This window comes from Cohnella faecalis (assembly GCF_003570905.1).
Lineage (GTDB): Bacteria > Bacillota > Bacilli > Paenibacillales > Paenibacillaceae > Cohnella > Cohnella faecalis.
In genome coordinates this window covers 159,676-180,673 of the sequence record NZ_QXJM01000027.1, presented here as the reverse complement: position 1 = coordinate 180,673, position 20,998 = coordinate 159,676, and the positions used below count along the sequence as shown (strand labels likewise).

The window sequence follows — 20,998 nt, the reverse complement described above, 5'->3', positions numbered from 1 at the left end:
TGCCTCCGATGACCTGCAAGTTATGAATTTTCACCATAATAGTAGTAATATTCATCTTTAACGCTTCGTTTTACGTTGTTCATGACGACACCAAGAATTCTGGCATTGACGTGTTCCAACTTTTCCTTGGCTTTCTGCGCCTGAGCGATCTTAACATTGCCGTAATCGACAACAAGCACAACTCCGTCGCAGCGCGTCGCTACAATCTGCGCGTCCGTAACTGCAATGACAGGCGGCGAATCGATAATAATAATGTCGAACTCTTTCTTGATTTCGTCGATAAACGCTCTCATTCGGTTAGAAGCGAGCAACTCCGATGGATTAGGAGGAATCGCTCCTGCTGGAAGGATTGATAAATTAGGGACATATGATTCCAATATTACTTCTTTATATTGACATTGATTCGTTAGTACGTGGGTCAAGCCGAAGCGGTTGGAGCATCCAAAAGTATGATGAACGGTCGGCTTTCGAAGATCCGCATCGATAAGAAGCACTTTCTGTTCCGTCTGCGCATATGTAGCGGCCAGATTGCAAGACGTCGTCGACTTCCCTTCTCCAGGGCCGGCCGAAGTAACCATAATGGTGCGAACTTGTTCATCTATTGCAGAAAACTGAATGTTCGTCCTTAAATTTCTGTAGGCCTCCGAAGCGGGAGATTTCGGATTACTATGAACGACAATAGGGCGTTTATTTGACTTGGGTGTGAAGTTCGACACGATGCTCCCCCTTCTGCGTCAATGATTCTGACTTTCGATTTTTATTGCTTTTGATGTCCTCGTCCTTCAATCGCGGGATCATGGCAATAGTCGGAACGCCCAAGTATTGTTCAACATCTCTCTCTGTCCGCAGAGTATCATCCAGATACTCAAGCAACAAGGAAATGCCAATTCCTATCATGATGGATACAATAAATGCTATTGCTATATTCAACACAGGTTTGGGAGCGACTGGGGATGGTTGTTTAGCAGGATTCGCCGCCGCAAGCAGAGACACATTGTCTACTTGCATAAGCGTCGGGAGCTCCTGAATAAAAACCTTGGAAATAGCGTTAACCAACTCCGTAGCTTTTTCATAGGAAAGGTCCTGGATCGATACCGTCATGACTTGCGTATTGTTGACCGAACTGACTTTAACGCGGCTGGTCAACTGTTCCGAAGTAAGCCCGAATTCGGGGTGCTCGGCAACGACTTTGTCCATTACAGCTGGAGTCTTGATAATTTCTTTATATGTGTCAATGAGACGGATATTCAAATTTACGGTATTGATGTCCAATTGGCCAACTACAGCATTTTCATTCGATTTATTGACGATCAGCTTTGTTGAAGCCTGATAGACAGGATCAAGAACCAGATAGCTGTATAATCCACTAACTATACAAGCAGCTATTACAATAGTGACAATCAACAGAAGTCTTTTTCGCACAATGCGAAAATAGTCCTTCAGTTCCAATTCCTTAGACACTTCATTTACCCCCAAAAAGATGTGAAGTCAAACTTGACAGAAATACATACATCCCCTCCCTATTTGCGGAGAGGAGGATGTACATACGGAACTATTCTGGCGGGTACTATTACTTGTAATTAAATGTACGATATAGTACGACTGCAGCCTCTGCACGAGTAGCGTTGTTGTTCGGCTTGAACTTGCCGTCGCTGCCGAAGATCAGACCATTGCTAGCTGCGAATGCAGCGCCGGACTTCAAGGCTGAGCTAATATCAGCGGAGTCCGAGAACCCTTTGAGCGCACCTTCAACATCAGCAACGTCTTTCAGCCCTTGCGTTACTTTCAGAGCGCGAGCGATCATCGTAGCCATCTCCGCGCGGGAAATTTTGGCGCTTGGATCGAACTTGTCGGCCGTACGACCGTAGATGATGCCAAGTTGACTAGCTGCGGCTACATAAGGTGCGAACCAGTCGGATTCGTTAACGTCAGAGAACGATTCCTTGGCCAAGCTGTTATCCAGATCAAGAAGGCTGATCAGCATTTTCGCGAACTCGGCGCGAGTCACTTGATCTTGAGGAGCAAATTTGCCTTGCGCTTTCCCGACTATCGCTCCTTTAGCGGCAACGACTTGAATTTGACGGCCTGCCCACGATTTCACGCTGGCAATGTCGTTAAATTCCACTTTGTTTTCCACGACTACGTAGGAAGAGAAGGAGTCGCGGGCCTCTACTAGCTGCTTTCCGGATACTCTACCGCCATAAAATTGCAACTTTTCTTCGATAATTTTCGCAAGGGTGAGCAGATCCGTATCCAAGTTTGAATCATTGATTGGAAGACGAATAAGAACTGGCTTATCAAATTGCGTAACAGGCGTGTTGCCCTCTTGCAGGCTGAAATCATAGACATTGGAAGCAACCGGCAAGTTAGTAATGCTTGTAACTGTAGACGCGTCTCCTTGGGAAATGCTCAAGCTGGTATCATCATTGAATTGCTCAACAGGAACCGTAACGGAAATGTTATTAACAACTACAGCGACATTAGGAATATCGGCGGCTTTAACTTGGGACAAAACATCTTTAGGGATCGTAACTTCACTTGTCTTCTCCGATACTGTACCCAGATTAACCGTCAACGTCAGATCCAGACTTGGAGACGTAACGCCAACCGTGCTCAGCTTCTCGCCAAGGCTTTTGGCAGCATTCTGAATGTCGGCGATTACTTTCGTTGCAGTGCTGGCATCTAGAGTTGCGCTAGATTTGTCGCCTTCCTTCTTCAACGATTTGGAAAGATCAACCGATCCCGAGGTCGTAATTGCTTCTTGCGCTTTTGCCAAAGCGTCTTTCTGAAGCTTGGCTTTCTCGGCCTCGGAAGCACCTTCAAGCTTTTTGGCAAGATCATCAATCGCATCGCTCGCTTTTTTGACCGGATCTTGCGAAACAACAGGATTGGAAGAGCCATCTGAAGTCGATGTCGACGGTGCCGTAGTGCTCAGATTCTTATAGGCAAAGTAAGCGGCGGCAAGTTTGATAAACGCATTTTTGGAGACTTGAACTCCGCCTGCTTCAGCATCAATAGCATCCTGCAGAGCAAACAAAGTATTAACGATTAATGTGGAAGAAATCCCGTACTCATTCAAGAATCCGCTTACGCCCGTTGTTGAACCAGCAGGAACAGCAGCACTAATCACGTCGCTCAAAAACGATTTTCTATTCGTGTTATTCGTATCGTTGATAAGAGCCAGACGCCCCGGCCAGCCTAGTGTAACAAGCTTGCTGGAAGCTTCCGTTTCCAAGCTCAAAATGAAAGACTCAATGGAGGCTACGGTAAGATCGTTATCCGGATCCAATTTGAGAAGCAAACTCTGAACCGCCGGGGACGTCCGGAGGCTTTCAAGCTCTGTCAGTTGAGGATCATAGACAGCCAAAGAAGCTCCCTTGAACAGGTTGAATAAAGTTTCAACTTCGCCGCCAGGCACGGTTGTTAAAGGAGCAATCGAGTCTGCGGCTAGTTTTTGATTAATTTTTGTGACAATGTCATTAATGAGCGTAACATCGTCAACATCATCAATTGCAGCTTGTAAAGCATCGACAGCTGCCTGTCCGCCAGTAATGTTGTTTAATTGATTATGTATCGCTTGAAGTCTGGATTTTAATGTCGGAGCATTTAGCCCCGGCGCCGTTGCGGAAGCCACTTGGACTCCAAACGTTTCTGCAAGCCCCTTTTGGCTCAGCGGAAGTCCCGCCAACGATGCTGTAACCATGCTTGCGGCTAGAGTAGTAACCGCGAGTTTTCTTTTGAATGCCACTTTCACATCACCTCTATAAGTATTTTAAAGGAACATAAATATTGCCATTAATCGTCATTATACCAAAGCATTCGACACAAAAAAAGGTATTATATTACATAATGTCGATTTGAAGGTATATTTGTAGACGCATGCTAAGGTTTCCCCTTACCCCCTGCGGAAAAGATTGAACCTCTTTAAGAAATCTTTAGATTTGACAGAGAGGCTGGGCATGCCGAAAAAGTCTCCGTCTGCGAGCAATTGGTCCGAATTAAGCTTGAAATAATCGACCCATTCCGCCCCAAGCTTCTCGCCGATTACCCGGTAGCTCTCTCTTAGCTCGAACCCCCTGCGGGTAACGTGATGAGCGTCGGAGGACACCAAATGAATAAGCCCCTTCTTGCAAAGATCCCAAGCGCACTTCTCGATCTTTGCGCCGAAGGCTCCGAGCAACGAATGAGTCGTCACTTGCGAGAAAGCGCCGCACTCTATCATCTCGGCAAGCCGCTTCGGTTCTTTGAGAACGTCCCCGTTGCGCTCCGGATGGGCGATAACCGGTCTAAGTCCTAATATGGCAAGCTCATGCAGCAGCTCCAACATACCTGAAGGAATCTTGTGATGAGGCATCTCTATCAAAATATAAGAGGAATCCGCTAAAGTAAGAAGCTCGTCTCTCCCCAGGCGTCCAGCAAATCGTCATGCACCCTTATTTCCTGACCGGGGTGGATAGTGACAGGTATGTCGGCCGCTTGAAGCTGCTCGTTAAAACGGCGGACTTCCAATCTAACATCGCGGCCGGCATTCATATGGCTGCCATTAGCATGATGAGGAGTCGCGATAATATGCTCGATACCTTCCTCATGAGCCGCTCTAGCCATCTCCAACGCATCGTCGATTGTTTGAGCTCCGTCATCCAATCCCGGCAAAATATGCGTATGTATGTCGATCAAGACCATTTCCCTCTCTTTCTTCCATCCCAGAAAATAGGATAGCACATTGTCGAACTTTCGAGAATCCTGCTAATTTTACCAATTGCTCCGAATAAAAAAAGGGGCCGCACACCATCTGCGAGATGGGGAGCGACACCCTCGTATCGAAAACGCTGTTCGTATTTTATTTGCCGTACTCTTGCGGGTTTTCTCTCCACGACTGCAGCTGGGCTACGTCTTCCTCTCGGATTGCGCCGCGGCTAAGCGCTTCCTGTACGAGAGCGGAGTAGTTGGACAGTGTAGCCAAAGGAATGCTTTCCGCTTGGAACGCCTCAATCGCGTGAGCGAACTGGTACGTAAAAATAGCGATAACGCCCTGCACCTCGCAGCCCGCCTCGCGGACGGCTACGGCCGCTTTGAGCGAGCTGCCTCCTGTCGAGATAAGGTCTTCGATCAGCACGACCTTCTGGCCGGACGTGTAGTGGCCCTCGATCTGGTTGGTCTTGCCATGGCCTTTGGCCTTATCGCGTACATAGAGCATGGGCAGGTTCAGCTTCTGCGCGACCCAGGCGGCATGAGGGATTCCGCCCGTCGCGATTCCGGCTACCGCTTCGCAATCCGGGAATTGCTCGCGGATGATCGCTGCGAAGCCTTCGGCGATCGTTTCACGGACTGAGGGGAAGCTCATCGTAAGTCGATTATCGCAGTAAATCGGCGAAATCATGCCGCTTGTCCAAGTAAACGGCTGCTGAGGACGCAGGCTGACCGCTCCGATTTCAAGCAGGTTTCCGGCAATAACGGCAGGCAATTGATCCAGGTTCGTAGTCATGCTAAAGTCATCTCCTTCAAAATAGTGTCGAGCGCTTCGCGAGGATCGGACGCCGCGTTGATCGCACGGCCGATGACAAGATAGTCTGTGCCGCCCTTGACGGCGTCGTAAGGCGTCGTAATGCGAGACTGGTCTCCGGCATCGACGCCGCGAGGACGAATGCCCGGAGTGACCGTTAGGAAGCCTGTGCCGCATGCCGCTTTTATCGCTGCTACTTCCAGAGGCGAAGCGACTACGCCTTGAAGTCCCGCTTTGAGCGCCGTCTTCGCATAATGAACGACCGAATCCTCGATAGAACCTGAGATACCGATCTCTTCGTTAAAGGTACTCTGACTCGTACTCGTAAGCTGGGTGACCGCGATGACAATCGGTGCCTTCTCGGCATCGCCGGCTTCAACCGCTTCGCGAACGCCCTCTATCGCGGCGCTCATCATGGCGATTCCTCCTGCGGCGTGAACATTGAACATGTCGGCGCCGAGACGAGTGATGCTGCGTGCTCCGCCGCGAATCGTGTTCGGGATATCATGCATTTTGGCATCCAGGAAAACGCGCATTCCACGACGCTTCAGCTCTCTAACGATGTCCGGACCGGCGGCGTAGATCAGCTCAAAACCGACCTTCATCCACACTCCGCTGCCTTCGAGCCGGCCTGCGAGCTTTAGTGCCGCTTCCGCGTCGGGTTTGTCTAACGCCACCATGATCTTGGAGGCCGCTTCGTCTCTCGTCAATTGTGCCATGACTGTTATGGTCCCCCTCATTTGCTCATATAGAAGCCCGACCCTTCCGGCGAAAGCCGGAGGAATCGGGCATTTGCAGCTTATTACGGTTGAAGGACCGGCATAGCCTCGCTGGAGAAGCGGAGCGCCTGCAGCATGTTCAGCAATGCGCGCACCGTATCGAGCGACGTGAGGCAGACGACGCCGTTCTCGACCGCTTCGCGGCGAATACGGAAACCGTCGCGCTCTGGCGTCTTGCCCTTCGTGAGCGTATTGACGACGAACTGAGCTTGGCCGGTACGGATCAGGTCGACGATGTTCGGCGAGCCCTCGCTCAGCTTGTTAACGCGGCGAACGTTCATGCCGGCGGCTTCCAGCGCATCGGCGGTGCCGCCCGTTGCCATCAGCTTGTAACCGAGGCTGTAGAAGCCTTTCAAAATTTCGATCGCTTCTTCCTTATCCTTGTCGGAAATCGTGGCGATGATCGAGCCGGAGTTCGGAATTTTCATTCCGGAGCCGATCAACCCTTTGAACAAGGCTTTGGCGAAGAAGCGGTCGCGGCCCATAACTTCGCCGGTCGATTTCATTTCCGGCGTCAGTGTCGGGTCAACGCGGCGCAGCTTGGCGAAGGAGAATACCGGCACTTTGACGGAGACGAATTCGTCTTCCGGCCATAGACCTTCCTTGTAGCCGAGATCGGCAAGCTTTTTGCCGAGAATCGCCTGCGTCGCCAGGTTCGCCATCGGTACGTTCGTCACTTTGGAAAGGAACGGCACCGTACGCGAAGAGCGCGGGTTAACCTCGATGACGTACACTTTTTCTTGCCAGACGACGAACTGAATGTTGACCAGACCGATCGTCTTCAATTCCTTGGCGATGCGAGTCGTAATGTCGATTGCTTGCTGCTTGATATCGTCGGACAGCGATTGCGGCGGGTAGACGGCAATGGAGTCGCCGGAGTGAACGCCCGCGCGCTCGATGTGCTCCATAATGCCCGGAATGAGAACCGTTTCTCCGTCGCAAATCGCGTCAACTTCGATTTCCTTGCCGAGCATGTAACGGTCGATCAGAACCGGATGCTCCGGATTGATTTTTACGGCAACCTTCATATAAGCGAGAAGTTCTTCGTCGGAATAGACGATTTCCATCGCGCGGCCGCCAAGCACGTAAGACGGACGGACGAGCACCGGATAACCGAGCCCTTGCGCCGTGCCTACAGCTTCATCAACCGACGTAACGGTATTGCCCTTCGGTTGAGCGATGTCCAGCTTGCGGAGCAGCGCTTCGAACTTCTTGCGGTCTTCGGCTTCGTCGATGCTCTCGAGCGAAGTGCCGAGGATGCGCACTCCCGCTTTCGACAACGGCGCCGCGAGGTTGATTGCCGTCTGGCCGCCGAATTGGACGATGACGCCGATCGGCTGCTCTTGCTCGATGACGTTCATGACGTCTTCGAAGAAGAGCGGCTCGAAGTACAGGCGATCCGACGTATTGAAGTCGGTCGATACCGTCTCCGGATTGTTATTGATGATGACCGCTTCATAGCCCGCGTTGCGCAGCGCCCACACGGCGTGAACGGTCGAATAGTCGAACTCGATCCCTTGGCCGATCCGGATCGGACCGGAGCCAAGTACGATAACCTTTTGTTTCTCGCTCGGAATAACCTCGTTCTCGGTTTCGTACGTCGAGTAGTAGTAAGGCGTAGTCGCTTCGAACTCGGCTGCGCATGTGTCTACCATTTTGTATACCGGCTTCAAGCCTTGCTCCAGACGGTGCTTGCGGACGTCGCCTTCGACGGTCAACGCAGCGGAAGCGCCTTGGCCTTCTTTCCGAAGCTCGGCGATAGCGCGATCCGTGAAGCCCATGCGCTTCGCTTGATACAGCGTCTCAGCCGTCAAGCCCGGCTCGCGGCGGATGACGTCCTCGAACGAAACGATTCGTTCGATTTTGTCGAGGAACCACCAGTCAATTTTCGTTAAGTCTTGAATTTGCTGCAGCGAGTAGCCGCGACGGAACGCTTCGGCGACGAGGAACAGCCGCTCGTCGTCCGCTTTCGCGAGACGATTGTCCAGCGTTTCCGCGTCCAGCTCGTCCGCGCCTTTGAGGAACAGGCGATGAACGCCAATCTCGAGCGAGCGGACTGCTTTATGAATCGATTCCTCGAACGTGCGGCCGATAGCCATCACTTCGCCGGTCGCTTTCATTTGCGTGCCGAGCTTGCGGTTCGCATCCGTGAATTTATCGAACGGCCAGCGCGGGATTTTCGATACGATGTAATCCAGCGTCGGCTCGAAGCAAGCGTAAGTTTGACCCGTGACCGGGTTGACGATCTCGTCGAGCGTATAGCCGACGGCGATCTTCGCGGCCATCTTCGCGATCGGATAGCCGGTCGCCTTCGATGCGAGCGCCGAAGACCGGCTTACGCGCGGATTGACTTCGATAACGTAATATTGGTAGCTTTGCGGATCGAGCGCGAACTGCACGTTGCAGCCGCCCTCGATATTCAGGGCGCGAATGATCTTGAGCGAAGCCGAACGAAGCATTTGGTACTCGCGGTCGGACAACGTCTGGCTTGGTGCGACGACGATCGAATCGCCCGTATGGACGCCGACAGGATCGAAGTTCTCCATGTTGCAGACGACGATGCAGTTGTCGTTCGCGTCGCGCATAACTTCATACTCGACTTCTTTCATGCCTGCGATCGATTTCTCGATCAAGCATTGGCCGATCGGGCTGTAACGAATACCGTTGGCAACCGTCTCGCGCAGTTCTTCTTCATTGCCGGTAATGCCTCCGCCCGTACCGCCCAGCGTATAAGCCGGACGAACGATAACCGGATAACCGATATCGTTAGCGAAATCGACGGCTTCTTGCACCGAAGTGACGATGACGCTCTCCGGAACCGGCTGCTCCAGCTCGCGCATCAAGTCGCGGAACAAGTCGCGGTCTTCGGCGCGTTCGATGGCGTCGAGCTGCGTACCGAGCAGCTTCACGCCTTCTTGCTGCAACACGCCTGCGCGAGCCAGCTCAACCGCCATGTTAAGGCCCGTTTGGCCGCCGAGCGTTGGCAACAAGCCGTCCGGACGCTCTTGACGGATAATCTGGGAGACGAATTCAAGATTGATCGGTTCGATATATACTTTGTCGGCCATGTTCGTATCCGTCATGATCGTGGCCGGGTTGCTGTTAATCAGTACGACTTCAAGTCCTTCTTCTTTCAGCGCTTGGCAAGCTTGCGTGCCGGCGTAATCGAATTCCGCCGCTTGTCCGATGACGATAGGACCCGAACCGATAACGAGAATTTTTTTGAGTTCCTTATTTCTGGGCATACTGCAGCTCTCCTCTCAGCGTCTGTGCGAGCTGCGCTTGGCGCGGCTTTTCGGGATTCAGGCGTTTGTGCTCGCGGATCATGTCCAGGAAACGATCGAACAAGTAGCTGTTGTCGAACGGTCCCGGAGCGGCTTCCGGATGGTATTGGACCGTAAAGGCCGGGAAGCGCTTATGCTTCAGCCCTTCGATCGTCTTGTCATTGTTGTTGATATGCGTCACTTCGAGCTCCGTGCCTTCGATGGAGCTTTCCTCGACCGTGTAACCGTGATTTTGCGATGTAATGTAGCAGCGACCCGATTCCAGCTCTTTTACCGGATGGTTGCCTCCGCGGTGACCGAACTTCAGCTTACCCGTATCCGCTCCGCAAGCGAGAGCGAACAGTTGATGGCCGAGGCAAATTCCGAAAATCGGATATTCCCCGATCAACTGGCGAAGAGTTTCGACGGCATGAGGAACGTCTTTCGGATCCCCAGGGCCGTTGGACAATTGGATGCCGTCCGGAGACAGGCGGCGAATTTCTTCCGCCGTCGTATCGTGAGGGACAACGACAACGTCGCAGCCGCGCTTTGTCAGCTCGCGCAGAATGCCGCTCTTCGCGCCGTAATCGATCAGAACGATGCGCTCGCGTTCGCCGGGGCTGGAAAATACGTTAGGCGTAGAAGTGCGCGCAACCTGATCGCGCAGCAGCGGCGTAACGCCGAGACGCTCCTTCAGCTCCTCGATGCGCTCGGTTCCCGTTGTCAATATTCCTTTCATAACGCCGTGCTGGCGGATAATACGGGTGAGCATACGGGTATCGATCTCGCTGATGCCGACGATCCCGTATTCTTTCAGAAGATGGTCGAGCGTATATTGGGCGCGCCAGTTGCTCGGTACGGATTCGTGGCGACGTACGACAAAGCCGTGGATATAAGGACGGATAGCTTCAAAATCATCGCGGTTAATGCCATAGTTGCCGATGAGCGGATGCGTCATCGTCACGATTTGTCCGCAATAAGAGGGGTCGGACAGAACCTCTTGATAGCCTGTAATGCCGGTGTTGAACACCACTTCGCCGACCGACGCCCCTTCGGCGCCGAAGCCGAGACCCGTAAACAGCGTTCCGTCTTCCAACAATAATCTTGCCTGCATGTTCAGTCACTCCCCTTTTTTAGCGGTTGATGCCGTTCTCTTCCATCCAGACGACTTGACCGTCTACGATCGTCAGTACCGGCCAGCCGTACAATTTCCATCCCGCGAACGGGGTATTGCGTCCTTTGGTAAGGAACGTTGCGGGATCGACTTCCCGCTCATTCTCGAGATCGATCAGCGTTACGTCAGCCGGAGCTCCAACCGCCAGCGTTCCGTATGGCAGACGGAACACGCGAGCCGGATCGCTCGTCATGCGGCGAAGCAAGAAGCTTAGCGTCCAGCGGCCGGTTTTAACGAACCTCGTGTAGAGCAGCGGAAACGCCGTCTCGAAGCCGACGATTCCGAACGGGGCGCGCAGCACTTCCCGCGCCTTCTCCTCTTCGCTGTGAGGTGCATGGTCGGTAACGATAATGTCAATCGTTCCTTCCTCAAGCGCCTGGATGCAAGCTTCCACATCGCGCGGCGTTCGCAGCGGCGGATTCATCTTCCAGTTGGCATCCGTCGCATTCGGAATGTCTTCGTCCGACAGCAGCAAATGGTGCGGACACACCTCGGCGGTCACTTTCACGCCAACCGATTTGCCGAGGCGAATCAGCCGTACCGATTGCTCGGTGCTGACGTGGCACACGTGGTAGTGAACGCCGGTCGCCTCCGACAGCAGAATGTCGCGCCCGACATGAATCGCTTCGGACTCGTTAGGAATTCCTTTGAGTCCGTGCTTCTTGACGAAAGCTCCTTCGCTGTATGCGGCACCCTCGACAAGTGTGTCATCCTCGCAGTGAGCGATAACCGGCATGTCGAGCGACGCTGCGAGCGCCATCGCGTTTTTCATCATTTGCGCGTTCTGAACGCCTACCCCGTCATCCGTGAACCCGATAGCTCCGGATTCCTTGAGCGCTGCGAAATCCGTCAACTCGCGCCCCAGCTCGTTCTTCGTAATCGCGGCGTAAGGAAGCACTCGAACGACGCCTTCTGTTGCCGCTTTGTCCAGCACATATTTGATCGTCTCCGGCGTATCCATGACCGGGCGAGTATTAGGCATCGGAGCGATCGTCGTAAATCCGCCCTTGGCGGCCGACCGCGTACCGCTCGCGATCGTCTCCTTATACTCGAATCCGGGCTCGCGCAAATGCACGTGCATATCGATCAGTCCGGCTGAAATCAGCTTGCCCGATGCATCGATCGTTAGAGCGCCGGTCGTATCCGGCGTCGTCTCCCCATCGGCCCATTCCGCGATCTTGCCGTCCTCGATACGCAGGTGCTTTTTCACGAGACCGCTGTTTGCTTCGTTATCGTCAACCGTCAGTCCGTTCAAAATCCAAATCGTCATGCGTGGATGATCCTCCTTCGCCGCTGCGGCTGATCTTGTTCTTTGCTGAGTCGTTTGACCGTCTACGCTTGCTGGATTTCCGCTTCGCGGGGATGCAGGATCGTCACGCAATCGGAATCGTCGACCTCTGTAAGGCTTACCTCGATCTGCTCGAAGCGCGAGGTCGGCACGTTCTTTCCGACGTAATCGGGCCTAATCGGCAGCTCGCGGTGACCACGGTCCACCAGTACGGCAAGCTGTATCGATTGCGGCCTGCCGAAATCCATGAGCGCATCAAGCGCCGCTCGGATCGTTCGCCCGGTGTACAGTACGTCGTCGATCAGGATGATTCTCTTGTCGCGGATCGAACAAGGCAGATCGCCGCCGATTCCTTCGGACGCCGAATCTCTATAGCCTTCCCCATGCGGCCTATCGTCCCGATATCTCGTAATATCGAGCTCGCCGACCGGCACCGGGGTTCCTTCGATATCGAGAATCCGCTCGGCAACCCGTCTGGCCAAGTATACGCCCCGGGTACGAATGCCGACCAGAATGCAGCCTTCGATGCCCTTGTTCTTCTCGACCATTTCATGAGCGATACGGGTAAGCGCCCTTCGGATCGCGGACTCATCCATAATGACGCGCGGCTCCTGCATACCGTGACCTCCTTCAAAGCCGATTGCAGGCATCAAAAAACCTCCTTGCGTCAGACGCAAGGAGGTTGTCTCAACAGTTTTCACACTCCATGAAACACACGCCGCTCCTACCCGTCGTCGGGCGGATAAAGGCATGATCGGAGTATCCTTGAAAGCTGCGCCACCTTGCCAGTCTCACGGGACTGAGTTAAAGGTACCAGTTCATTAAAGGAATTATCCCATGCCGGACGGCTAGCTGTCAAGGTTTGTCGAGGACCGAATCGCAAAAATTAAAATTCGAATTCGACGTCCGACAGACGGCTTTTGATTTCGCCGATGACGCGAAGCTCTTCCGCTTCCCCTTGAGCGATGAACGTCACGGAGAACCGAACGAAACGGCCTGCGTCATCCCAAGGAACGGTAGAGATGAGTTTCTCGCGGATAAGAAATTGAGAGAAGTCCTCGCCCGACTCGAATCGTTGCCCGCCCTTGATGCCTTTCGGCGCTTCGACGTACAGGAAGAACGAACCCTTCGGCTTCTCGGCTTTGAAGCCCAGTTCGTTCAACGCGCCTACGAGCAGGTTGTGGCGGCGGGAGTACTTCGCGGAAATCGCTTCGGTAATGGCCGGATTAGCCAAACCGTAAGCGGCCGCCTTTTGGATGGCGATGAATTGTCCGGAGTCGTTATTGTCCTTCACGTCGCCGAACGCTTTGACGATCAGAGGATTTCCGGCGATGAAGCCGATCCGCCAGCCGGTCATGTTGTACGACTTCGACAAGGAGTGAAGCTCAACGCCGATGTCTTTTGCGCCCGGAACGGACAAGAAGCTGAGAGGCTTCACGCCGTCGTAGGTCAATGCCGCGTAAGGCGCATCGTGCACGACAACGACATTGTATTTTTTGGCCCAAGCGACGACTTTGACGAAAAATTCGGCCGTAGCCGCAGCCCCCGTCGGGTTGTTCGGATAGTTCAGATACAGCAGCTTCGCGCGCTCGGCGATTTCGACCGGAATGGCTTCCAGATCCGGCAGGAAGTTGTTTTCCTTCGTCAGCTTAATGTTGTACACTTCGCCGCCGAGATACTTCGTGTGCGTCCCCAATACCGGGTAGCCAGGAACGGTCATAATCGTCACATCGCCCGGGTTGATAAAGACGGACGGCAGCATAGCCAAAGCAGGCTTGGAGCCGATCGTGTGCAGCACTTCGGTATCGGCATCGATGCCGTCTACGGAAAATACTTCTTTCAAATATTGCGCGGCGGCAACCTTGAACTCGCGGATACCGTTGTCGGCATATCCACGGTTTTCCGGCTTGGCCGCTTCTTCGGCGAGCTTGGCCACGATGCCGCCGTCCGCCATTTCGTCCGGTTCGCCGACGCCCATGTCAATCAGTTCCAAATCAGGATGGGCAAGCTTGGCCGCCGCTTTGGCACGCTTGATTTTCTCGAATTTGTAAATATTCGTATCCTTGCCGTAGTTAGATCCGCCGATACGGTTCGCGAATTGCTCCTGAATAAAGGTCGATTGGTATTTTTCTACGCTCACGGTTCCGACACTCCTCGTTCGATAATAATTAAATATGCCTGACGGACAAACATTCCGCCATGGATTTTTTCACCGAACATTTGCAGATTTCGCGGAACGCGCGAGACGCAAGCCATTTACAACTATCGATTGCGCAAAATATCGAGCGCATGCGCCATATCTTCAGGCAGAGGAGCGGTAAATTCGAGGTATTCCCCCGTACGAGGATGTGTGAAGCCGAGCACTCCCGCATGCAGCGCTTGCCCCGTCATCCCGAGCGTTCGCCCTTTTCTTCCGCCGTACACCGGATCCCCCACAAGGGAGTGTCCGATATATTTCATGTGCACGCGAATTTGGTGAGTCCGTCCGGTCTCCAGCTTCAACTCGACGAACGTATAGTCTCCAAGACGCTCCAGCACATTGAAATGGGTAACCGAGCGCTTGGCTCCCTTGTCCGTTACCGTGAACAGCTTGCGATCGTCCGGATCCCGTCCGATTGGCGCGTCGATCGTTCCTTTGTCGTGCGGAATCAGGCCGTATACGAGACCGTAATAACGCCGGGTCACCGTATGATCCTTGAGCTGCTCGGCCAAGGAGGCATGGGCGAGATCGTTCTTGGCCGCCATGAGCAAGCCCGACGTATCTTTATCGATCCGATGGACGATTCCCGGGCGCATGACGCCGTTAATGCCCGACAAGTCCTTGCAGTGATGCAATAGCGCGTTAACGACTGTCCCGCTCGCATGCCCCGCCGCCGGATGGACGACGAAGTCGCGCGGCTTGTTAATTACGATGACGTCTCCGTCCTCATAGACGACATCGAGCGGAATATTTTCCGGCATCGCCTCGAACGGCTCGGGCTCCGGAACGTTCACCACGATCGCATCGCCGGCTTGCAGCTTTGCGTTCGGTTTGCCTGTGCGGCCGCCTACCGTCACCGCCCCGCTCCGAATCCAATCCTGCACTTGTGAACGAGATACCGATTCGTCCTCGAACCGTTCTGTCACATGCTTGTCCAGTCGCTCTCCGGCCTCTTCGGCGGATACGACCCATTCCAATTCCTTGCCGATCGACTCGCCTGAATCATTCAATCCGCTAACATTCCAATCTTCAGACGGGTTGTTCTTCCCGAGGCTGTTCGCCGTTGTCATTGTCCTTATTCTCCTGTTTCCACGACAGCAGCGCATCCAGAACGACCAAGGCGACACCGACGCAAATGCCGGAGTCCGCCAGATTGAATATCGGGAACGTGTAACTGCCGAAATTAAATTGCAAAAAGTCGACGACTTCGCCGTAAAGCGCGCGATCGAGGAAATTCCCGACCGCTCCGCCGAGAATCATACCAAGCGCCAAAAGAAGCAGAGGGCTGCCTGTCCGGTAGGATCGTTGCATATACCAGACAATTCCGGATACGACGGCTATCGTAATGAGCAGGAAGAACAAGCGCTGCTCCTGCAGCATGCCGAATGCCGCGCCGCGGTTGCGGATGTGGGTAATGATGAAAAAATCGCCGAGAACGCCGATGCGCTCGTCGAGTTCAACATTTTTGTCGACGATTTTTTTTGAAACCAAATCGATCAGAAATACGAATAAAGCCACCGCATAATAAGCCCATACCGGCCACAAGCGTCGTTGCATCGATCATTTCCGCCTCTCGTCACATGGTCCTGCGAAATGATTTTATCATATCGATTCAACCGGAGTCCATTTCGGAGCAAGCAAATAGCGACAATCCGACCAATGAAGTCCTGCTTCTCATTCACGTAAAACGACAATCATCTGAGAAAACTACAATCAGACCTAATCAGACCTTGCCTCCCATTTATCGCCTCATGCAAAGGAGTGAACGTCATGACGGATCCATTAACGGATGAGCGGATGCAGTCGTTGCGAAACCGGCTGATTCTGGAGCGGAACGAGCTTGAACGGCGCGTAGGCGACAACGACCGCTTCGGATTGGCCGCTTCTTTTCGAGATTCGACCGGAGAGCTTTCCGGCATCGACAATCATCCGGCGGACGTAGGAACGGAATTGTTCGAAAGAAGCAAAGACATTGCATTATTGGAAAAAGAAACGTTTCGTCTGGAGCGCGTGAGCGCCGCTTTGTCGCGAATGGAAACCGGCGAGTACGGAAGATGTGCGGCTTGCGGAGCGTTTATTTCGTACGATCGGCTGGACGCTCTGCCGACGGCCATATACTGCTTGGAGCACGAGCCTCGTCAAGACGTATCCGAACGGCGTCCGGTCGAAGAAACATTCTTGTCCCCTCCATTCGGACGGACGAGTCTTGACGACCATGACGAGCCGAGCGGATTCGACGGCGAGGACGCCTGGCAAATCGTCGAGTCCTGGGGCAATTCGGACAGCCCGGCAATGGCCGAAGGCTCCGATTGCTACGACTATAGCGCCATAGGCATCGAAGCCGACGAGAACGACGGATTCGTCGAGCCGCTCGAAAGCTTTCTCGCCACCGACATTACCGGCAATCATGTTGCGGTCATCCGCAACAGAGAATACCGCCGGTATATGGCTTCCCGCGAAGGAGATCCTTTGCTAGAACCGGACGAGCTCGTAGACGATTATCAATAAGGATTAATTTCGAGCTGCCGCTGCACGATCCGGACGATATCGGCGATATAATCGCCGACGATCGGCAAGTTCAACGCGCCGAGACCTTGCAAAATGTAAACGATCGTCGCCGCAAAAAAAGTAAAGCCGATCGCGATTCCGACGCCGCGCGACAGCCCGGCCAGAAGATTTCGCCAAATCAATTGCCATGGACGGCTCATTAGATTTACGTAATCCTTCAGCTGGGCTTTTTCCATTTCGCTGGCCAACGTATTAAGCCTGTCGGTCAGCAAATGGATCGTGCCTTTAAGAGCTCTCGCTTCTTCCGTCAGCTTCGAGGATTTCCGTTCGCTTGAATCCGTATGATGGCCGGTATTGTTATGCTCGATGATCCGATCGTCCGCTTCCAATTCATCGGAACGAGAGGTAACTCCAGATGACTTCGCCCTTATATGGACGCGCGGTCCGCTTCTGCCGCCTTTCCGTCGTCTGTTCGAATCGCCCATCTTTGCACCTCCTTTTATCACAGCCGCCAAAAAACAAACGAGCCCCTATTACGGAAGCCTATCGGATAGACCGCCGCAAATACGGGAACTCGACTGTTGACGAATCGACATCGGATCCGCCGCCGATACGAACGGCTTCGACACCCAGTCCGGTTGTCGAAGCCGTTTGTATTTGGCTGTTCAATTATACTTAACCTTTATTCGCAACTCTTATGCTCCGGTCGAGATAGAAAGCCTGATTGTCTTCTCTCCGGCCTGCACCGTTTCCATATCCGCCGAGCTTCCGAACGACACTTCGTTGACCAATACGTTCTCATTAAGCACGTGCCGGAACGCTTTAATCGCAGCCTCCGTCTCGGTGTCGACCTCCAGCAACAAGTGGATTCGCAGCTCGATAGGCAAATCCATTTTTTTGCGCGTATCCTGGACCGCCCGAATCACTTCGCGCACGAGCCCTTCCTGCTCCAGCTCCGGCGTAATTTCCGTATTGAGAGCGACCGTCAAACCTCCGCCGGATGCGGACGCGAAGCCTGACTTCGCTTCCTTCTCGATAAGCAGCTCTTTGACCGGAATGTCCAGCTCTTCTCCATCCGGAGATACGAATTTAAGCAAGCCGCTCTTCACGACGTCGTGTGATTGCTCCGCAGTCAATCCTTTTAGCGCCGCTTGGATCGGACCGACGTTTTTGCCATATTTTTTGCCGCCGATTTTCAGATTCAGCTTCAAGTTGAAATTAACGAAGCCCGCATCGTCGGATACGAGAGTGATCGTCTTGACATTGATCTCATCTTTGATGATATCTTCGTATCCGACCACATCGAACGGCTCCGATAGCGACATGAGCAGCTCCGACAATGGCTGCCGCGTCTTGATGCCCGATTCGTTCCGGACATTCCGGGCAAGCTCCACGATTCCGCGCGCTGCGGCCATTTCCCGTTCCAGCTCCGCATCGATCATGGAATCGTCGGCTTGCGGATAGTCCGCCAGATGAACGCTTCCGCCTCCGCCAAGGTTTCCGTAAATATCCTCAGCCACAAAAGGCACGTAAGGGGCGATCAGCTTGGACAGCGTCAAAAGAACTTCGCGCAATGTCTGATAAGCGGCAACCTTGTCTTCCGACAGTCCGCTTCCCCAGAACCGATCGCGCGACCGGCGCACATACCAGTTGGACAACTCGTCGACGAACGTCTCCACGGCTTTGGCCGGATTCAGGAAATCGTTGACGTTCAAATCCTTGACGACGGAAGCGATCAACGAGTTCAAGCGGGACAAAATCCAGCGATCCAGCTTATTGCCGGATTTCCGAACGGCATGCTCAGAAGGCACGAAGCCGTCGATATCCGCATACAGCGCGTAGAAGGCATGAGTGTTTACGAGCGTATCGACGACTTTCGATTTCGCTTCGGCCACGATTCCTTTGGAGAACCGCTTGCTGTTCCATGGCGCGCTGTCCGCCAAGAGCGCCCAGCGGAACGCGTCTGTTCCAAATTCGTTGATGATCTCCCATGGGTCGATGACGTTCCCTTTCGACTTGCTCATCTTTTGACCGTTCTCGTCGAGTACGTGCCCCGTCGAGATAACGGATTTATACGGCGCTTGACCATTGTAAAGCGTAGATACCGCCAACAAGCTGAAAAACCATCCGCGAGTCTGATCGATCCCTTCGCAGATGAAATCCGCTGGATATTGCTCGTTGAACTTCTCTTCGTTTCCGAACGGATGATGATATTGAGCAAAAGGCATCGATCCGCTGTCGAACCAGACGTCGATAACCTCAGGCGTACGATTCATCGTTCCGCCGCAAGAGCAACGCAGCTTTACTTCGTCTACATAGGGCTTGTGAAGCTCGATGTCCGCTGGCACGTCGCCGACGGCCAGCTCGACCATTTCCGCACGGCTGTGCACTGCTTTATGCTTGCCGCAATCGTCGCACGCCCATACGTTTAGAGGAGTTCCCCAATAGCGGTTTCGGCTAATGTTCCAATCGACGAGATCCTCTAGGAACTTGCCGAACCGACCGTCGCGAATATGCTCCGGATACCATTGCACGGTCTGATTGTTCGCGATAAGCTGCTCCTTCACGGCCGTCGTCTGAATGAACCAGCTCTCGGTAGCGTAGTAGAGCAGCGGCGTTTTGCAGCGCCAGCAGAACGGGTAGCTGTGCTCGTATCTCTCTTTGTGGTATAGCAAGCCTCGCTCGGACAGCATCTTGACGATATCGACGTCGCAGTCTTTTACGAATCGGCCGGCCAAATCCGTCACCGCGTCGATGTATCTGCCTGCATTGTTTACGACCATCAGCATTCCGATGCCGTGCTCGCGAGCGACGCGATAGTCGTCCTCGCCATGCGCCGGTGCGATGTGGACGATACCGGTACCGCTTGAATCGCTGACATAGTCGGCGTCGATAATTCGGTATGCCCCTTCTACCCGAACGTAAGGAAAGATCGGCTCGTAGGTAAGTCCGACAAGCTCGCTGCCCTTGACCGTTCCGACGACTTCATATTCGCCCTTGAGCACCTTGGGAGCAAGCGCTCCCGCCAAAATGTAAATTTCGCCATCCTGCTTCACGCGCACATATTCGATATCAGGGTGAACGGCCAGCGCTACGTTAGCCGGAAGCGTCCATGGCGTCGTCGTCCATGCCAGCGCGAATTCGCCGCTGCCCGTCAGCTTGAATTTGGCGGTTGCCGTCAAATCCTTAACGTCCTCATACCCTTGAGCGACCTCGTGGGAACTGAGCGTCGTTTGGCAATCCGGGCAATAAGGGCTGACGCGGTGCCCGCGATACAACAGTCCTTTGTCGTGGATCGTCGCGAGTACATGCCATACGCTCTCGATATATTCATCCTTCAGAGTAATGTAAGGGTCGTCCAAATCGGTCCAATAAGCGATCGCCTCGGTCAGCTCGCGCCATTGCTTTTCGTACTCGAACACGCTCTCCTTGCACTTTTTCACGAACGGCTCGACGCCGTATTTTTCGATTTCCTGCTTGCCGCTAATGCCTAGCTGCTTCTCGACTCCCAGCTCGACAGGCAATCCGTGCGTATCCCAACCGGCTTTGCGGATGACGCGATAGCCCGCCATCGTCTTGTAGCGGCTGACGAAATCTTTGATAACCCGGCCAAGCACGTGACCGATATGAGGCTTTCCATTCGCCGTAGGTGGCCCCTCGTAAAACACGAAATTCGGCTTGCCCTCGCGATTCTCGATCGATTTGCGGAACGTACTCTGTTCGTTCCATTGCTGAAGCACGCGAAGCTCGCGGGCTCTTGCTCGTTCTTTGACGTCGACGCGATTCATATAACCCCACCCTTTTTAATTTCTTTCCAATCGGAGAAAACAAAAAAAGCCCCATCCCAAAAAGGGACGAGACTAGCTCGCGGTACCACCCTTGTTCCGTCGCCGTTCGCACGAATGCGACCGGGAGCGGCGCTCCAAGATGAACGACGGCAGCTTCTTCAGTCGTTCAACGTCCTTCAACGGAGGACAGCCGTCCGTATCTACCGATCGCGGAATTGAATGGTTAATCCCGGATGTTCGAAACGGCGTCTCGGGGATGATATTCGGCAAGATCCGAACGTTGGCTCGCACCAGCCGCCAACTCTCTATAGTCCGGTTCCTCGCTTACTCGTTCCCGTCTTCGACATTGCATTTATTTTTCCTTACTCTTGTTATACTCATCGCGTTCCGTTTTGTCAAACGTTCCTGATTTTTATCGTCGTGCAGCCTATCTCTTTTTCGAAATTTGTTCCATTATCCCTTGCGCTCAGAAAAGGGGCCAGCCTTGACATCTAC

Annotated in this window: 15 protein-coding genes, 1 pseudogene and 1 other annotated feature; of the genes and pseudogenes, 1 reads left to right on the top strand and 15 read right to left on the bottom strand. The window is 53.5% G+C overall.

Translation table 11 applies throughout. The features are described from left to right. Positions 1–20 precede the first annotated feature (20 nt). The 13 genes and pseudogenes from D3H35_RS06690 to lspA all read right to left on the bottom strand — a co-directional run bounded on the left by D3H35_RS06690 (position 21) and on the right by lspA (position 15,764). Positions 21–716 carry a CpsD/CapB family tyrosine-protein kinase gene (locus D3H35_RS06690; protein ID WP_119148334.1) on the bottom strand — a complete coding sequence of 232 codons (696 nt, stop codon included), beginning with the start codon at positions 714–716 and terminating at the stop codon, positions 21–23. Then, entirely contained in the window at positions 688–1,461 is a 774-nt protein-coding gene (locus tag D3H35_RS06685) for a YveK family protein (RefSeq protein WP_119148333.1), read from the bottom strand. Before D3H35_RS06685 ends, D3H35_RS06690 begins: the two co-directional genes overlap by 29 nt. Before the next feature lie 109 nt (positions 1,462–1,570). Beyond that, positions 1,571–3,748: an S-layer homology domain-containing protein gene (locus D3H35_RS06680; protein ID WP_119148332.1), complete on the bottom strand. Its 2,178-nt coding sequence runs from the start codon at positions 3,746–3,748 to the stop codon at positions 1,571–1,573. Positions 3,749–3,895: 147 nt separating this feature from the next. Then, positions 3,896–4,683 (bottom strand): annotated as a pseudogene (locus D3H35_RS32140) (tyrosine-protein phosphatase). 157 nt (positions 4,684–4,840) lie between these two features. After that, positions 4,841–5,485 carry an orotate phosphoribosyltransferase gene (gene pyrE, locus D3H35_RS06665; RefSeq protein ID WP_119148329.1) on the bottom strand — a complete coding sequence of 215 codons (645 nt, stop codon included), beginning with the start codon at positions 5,483–5,485 and terminating at the stop codon, positions 4,841–4,843. After that, complete coding sequence (pyrF, locus tag D3H35_RS06660) at positions 5,482–6,222, bottom strand: orotidine-5'-phosphate decarboxylase (RefSeq protein WP_119148328.1); 741 nt, start codon at positions 6,220–6,222, stop codon at positions 5,482–5,484. The genes pyrE and pyrF overlap by 4 nt, the downstream gene beginning before the upstream one ends. An 83-nt stretch (positions 6,223–6,305) precedes the next feature. Then, positions 6,306–9,527: a carbamoyl-phosphate synthase large subunit gene (gene carB / locus D3H35_RS06655; RefSeq protein WP_119148327.1), complete on the bottom strand. Its 3,222-nt coding sequence runs from the start codon at positions 9,525–9,527 to the stop codon at positions 6,306–6,308. Beyond that, a complete protein-coding gene (locus D3H35_RS06650) occupies positions 9,514–10,659 on the bottom strand; it encodes a carbamoyl phosphate synthase small subunit (RefSeq protein WP_119148326.1) in 1,146 nt (381 codons plus the stop codon). The genes carB and D3H35_RS06650 overlap by 14 nt, the downstream gene beginning before the upstream one ends. A gap of 19 nt (positions 10,660–10,678) precedes the next feature. Further along, complete coding sequence (locus D3H35_RS06645; RefSeq protein ID WP_119148325.1) at positions 10,679–11,989, bottom strand: dihydroorotase; 1,311 nt, start codon at positions 11,987–11,989, stop codon at positions 10,679–10,681. A gap of 62 nt (positions 11,990–12,051) precedes the next feature. Then, on the bottom strand, positions 12,052–12,657 hold the full coding sequence (gene pyrR / locus D3H35_RS06640; protein WP_378125411.1) for a bifunctional pyr operon transcriptional regulator/uracil phosphoribosyltransferase PyrR: 606 nt from the start codon (positions 12,655–12,657) through the stop codon (positions 12,052–12,054). Between the two features lie 236 nt (positions 12,658–12,893). Continuing rightward, positions 12,894–14,147: an LL-diaminopimelate aminotransferase gene (locus D3H35_RS06635; RefSeq protein ID WP_119148324.1), complete on the bottom strand. Its 1,254-nt coding sequence runs from the start codon at positions 14,145–14,147 to the stop codon at positions 12,894–12,896. Between the two features lie 122 nt (positions 14,148–14,269). Continuing rightward, complete coding sequence (locus D3H35_RS06630; protein ID WP_119148323.1) at positions 14,270–15,277, bottom strand: RluA family pseudouridine synthase; 1,008 nt, start codon at positions 15,275–15,277, stop codon at positions 14,270–14,272. Continuing rightward, the gene (gene lspA, locus D3H35_RS06625; protein WP_119148322.1) at positions 15,237–15,764 is read right to left on the bottom strand and encodes a signal peptidase II; all 528 of its coding nucleotides are present in this window, start codon (positions 15,762–15,764) and stop codon (positions 15,237–15,239) included. Before lspA ends, D3H35_RS06630 begins: the two co-directional genes overlap by 41 nt. Positions 15,765–15,977: 213 nt before the next feature. Between lspA and D3H35_RS06620 the strand changes: the two genes are divergently transcribed. After that, positions 15,978–16,715, top strand: a complete 738-nt coding sequence (locus D3H35_RS06620) for a TraR/DksA C4-type zinc finger protein (RefSeq protein WP_119148321.1) — start codon at positions 15,978–15,980, stop codon at positions 16,713–16,715. On the opposite strand, the gene D3H35_RS06615 is transcribed toward D3H35_RS06620, so the two are convergent. Continuing rightward, positions 16,709–16,993 carry a DUF5665 domain-containing protein gene (locus D3H35_RS06615; protein ID WP_233567814.1) on the bottom strand — a complete coding sequence of 95 codons (285 nt, stop codon included), beginning with the start codon at positions 16,991–16,993 and terminating at the stop codon, positions 16,709–16,711. The two genes, D3H35_RS06620 and D3H35_RS06615, sit on opposite strands and share 7 nt — an antisense overlap. 417 nt (positions 16,994–17,410) lie before the next feature. Next, positions 17,411–20,503, bottom strand: a complete 3,093-nt coding sequence (ileS, locus tag D3H35_RS06610) for an isoleucine--tRNA ligase (protein ID WP_119148320.1) — start codon at positions 20,501–20,503, stop codon at positions 17,411–17,413. Positions 20,504–20,562: 59 nt separating this feature from the next. Then, positions 20,563–20,853: a binding site (T-box leader), on the bottom strand. Positions 20,854–20,998: the final 145 nt, after the last annotated feature.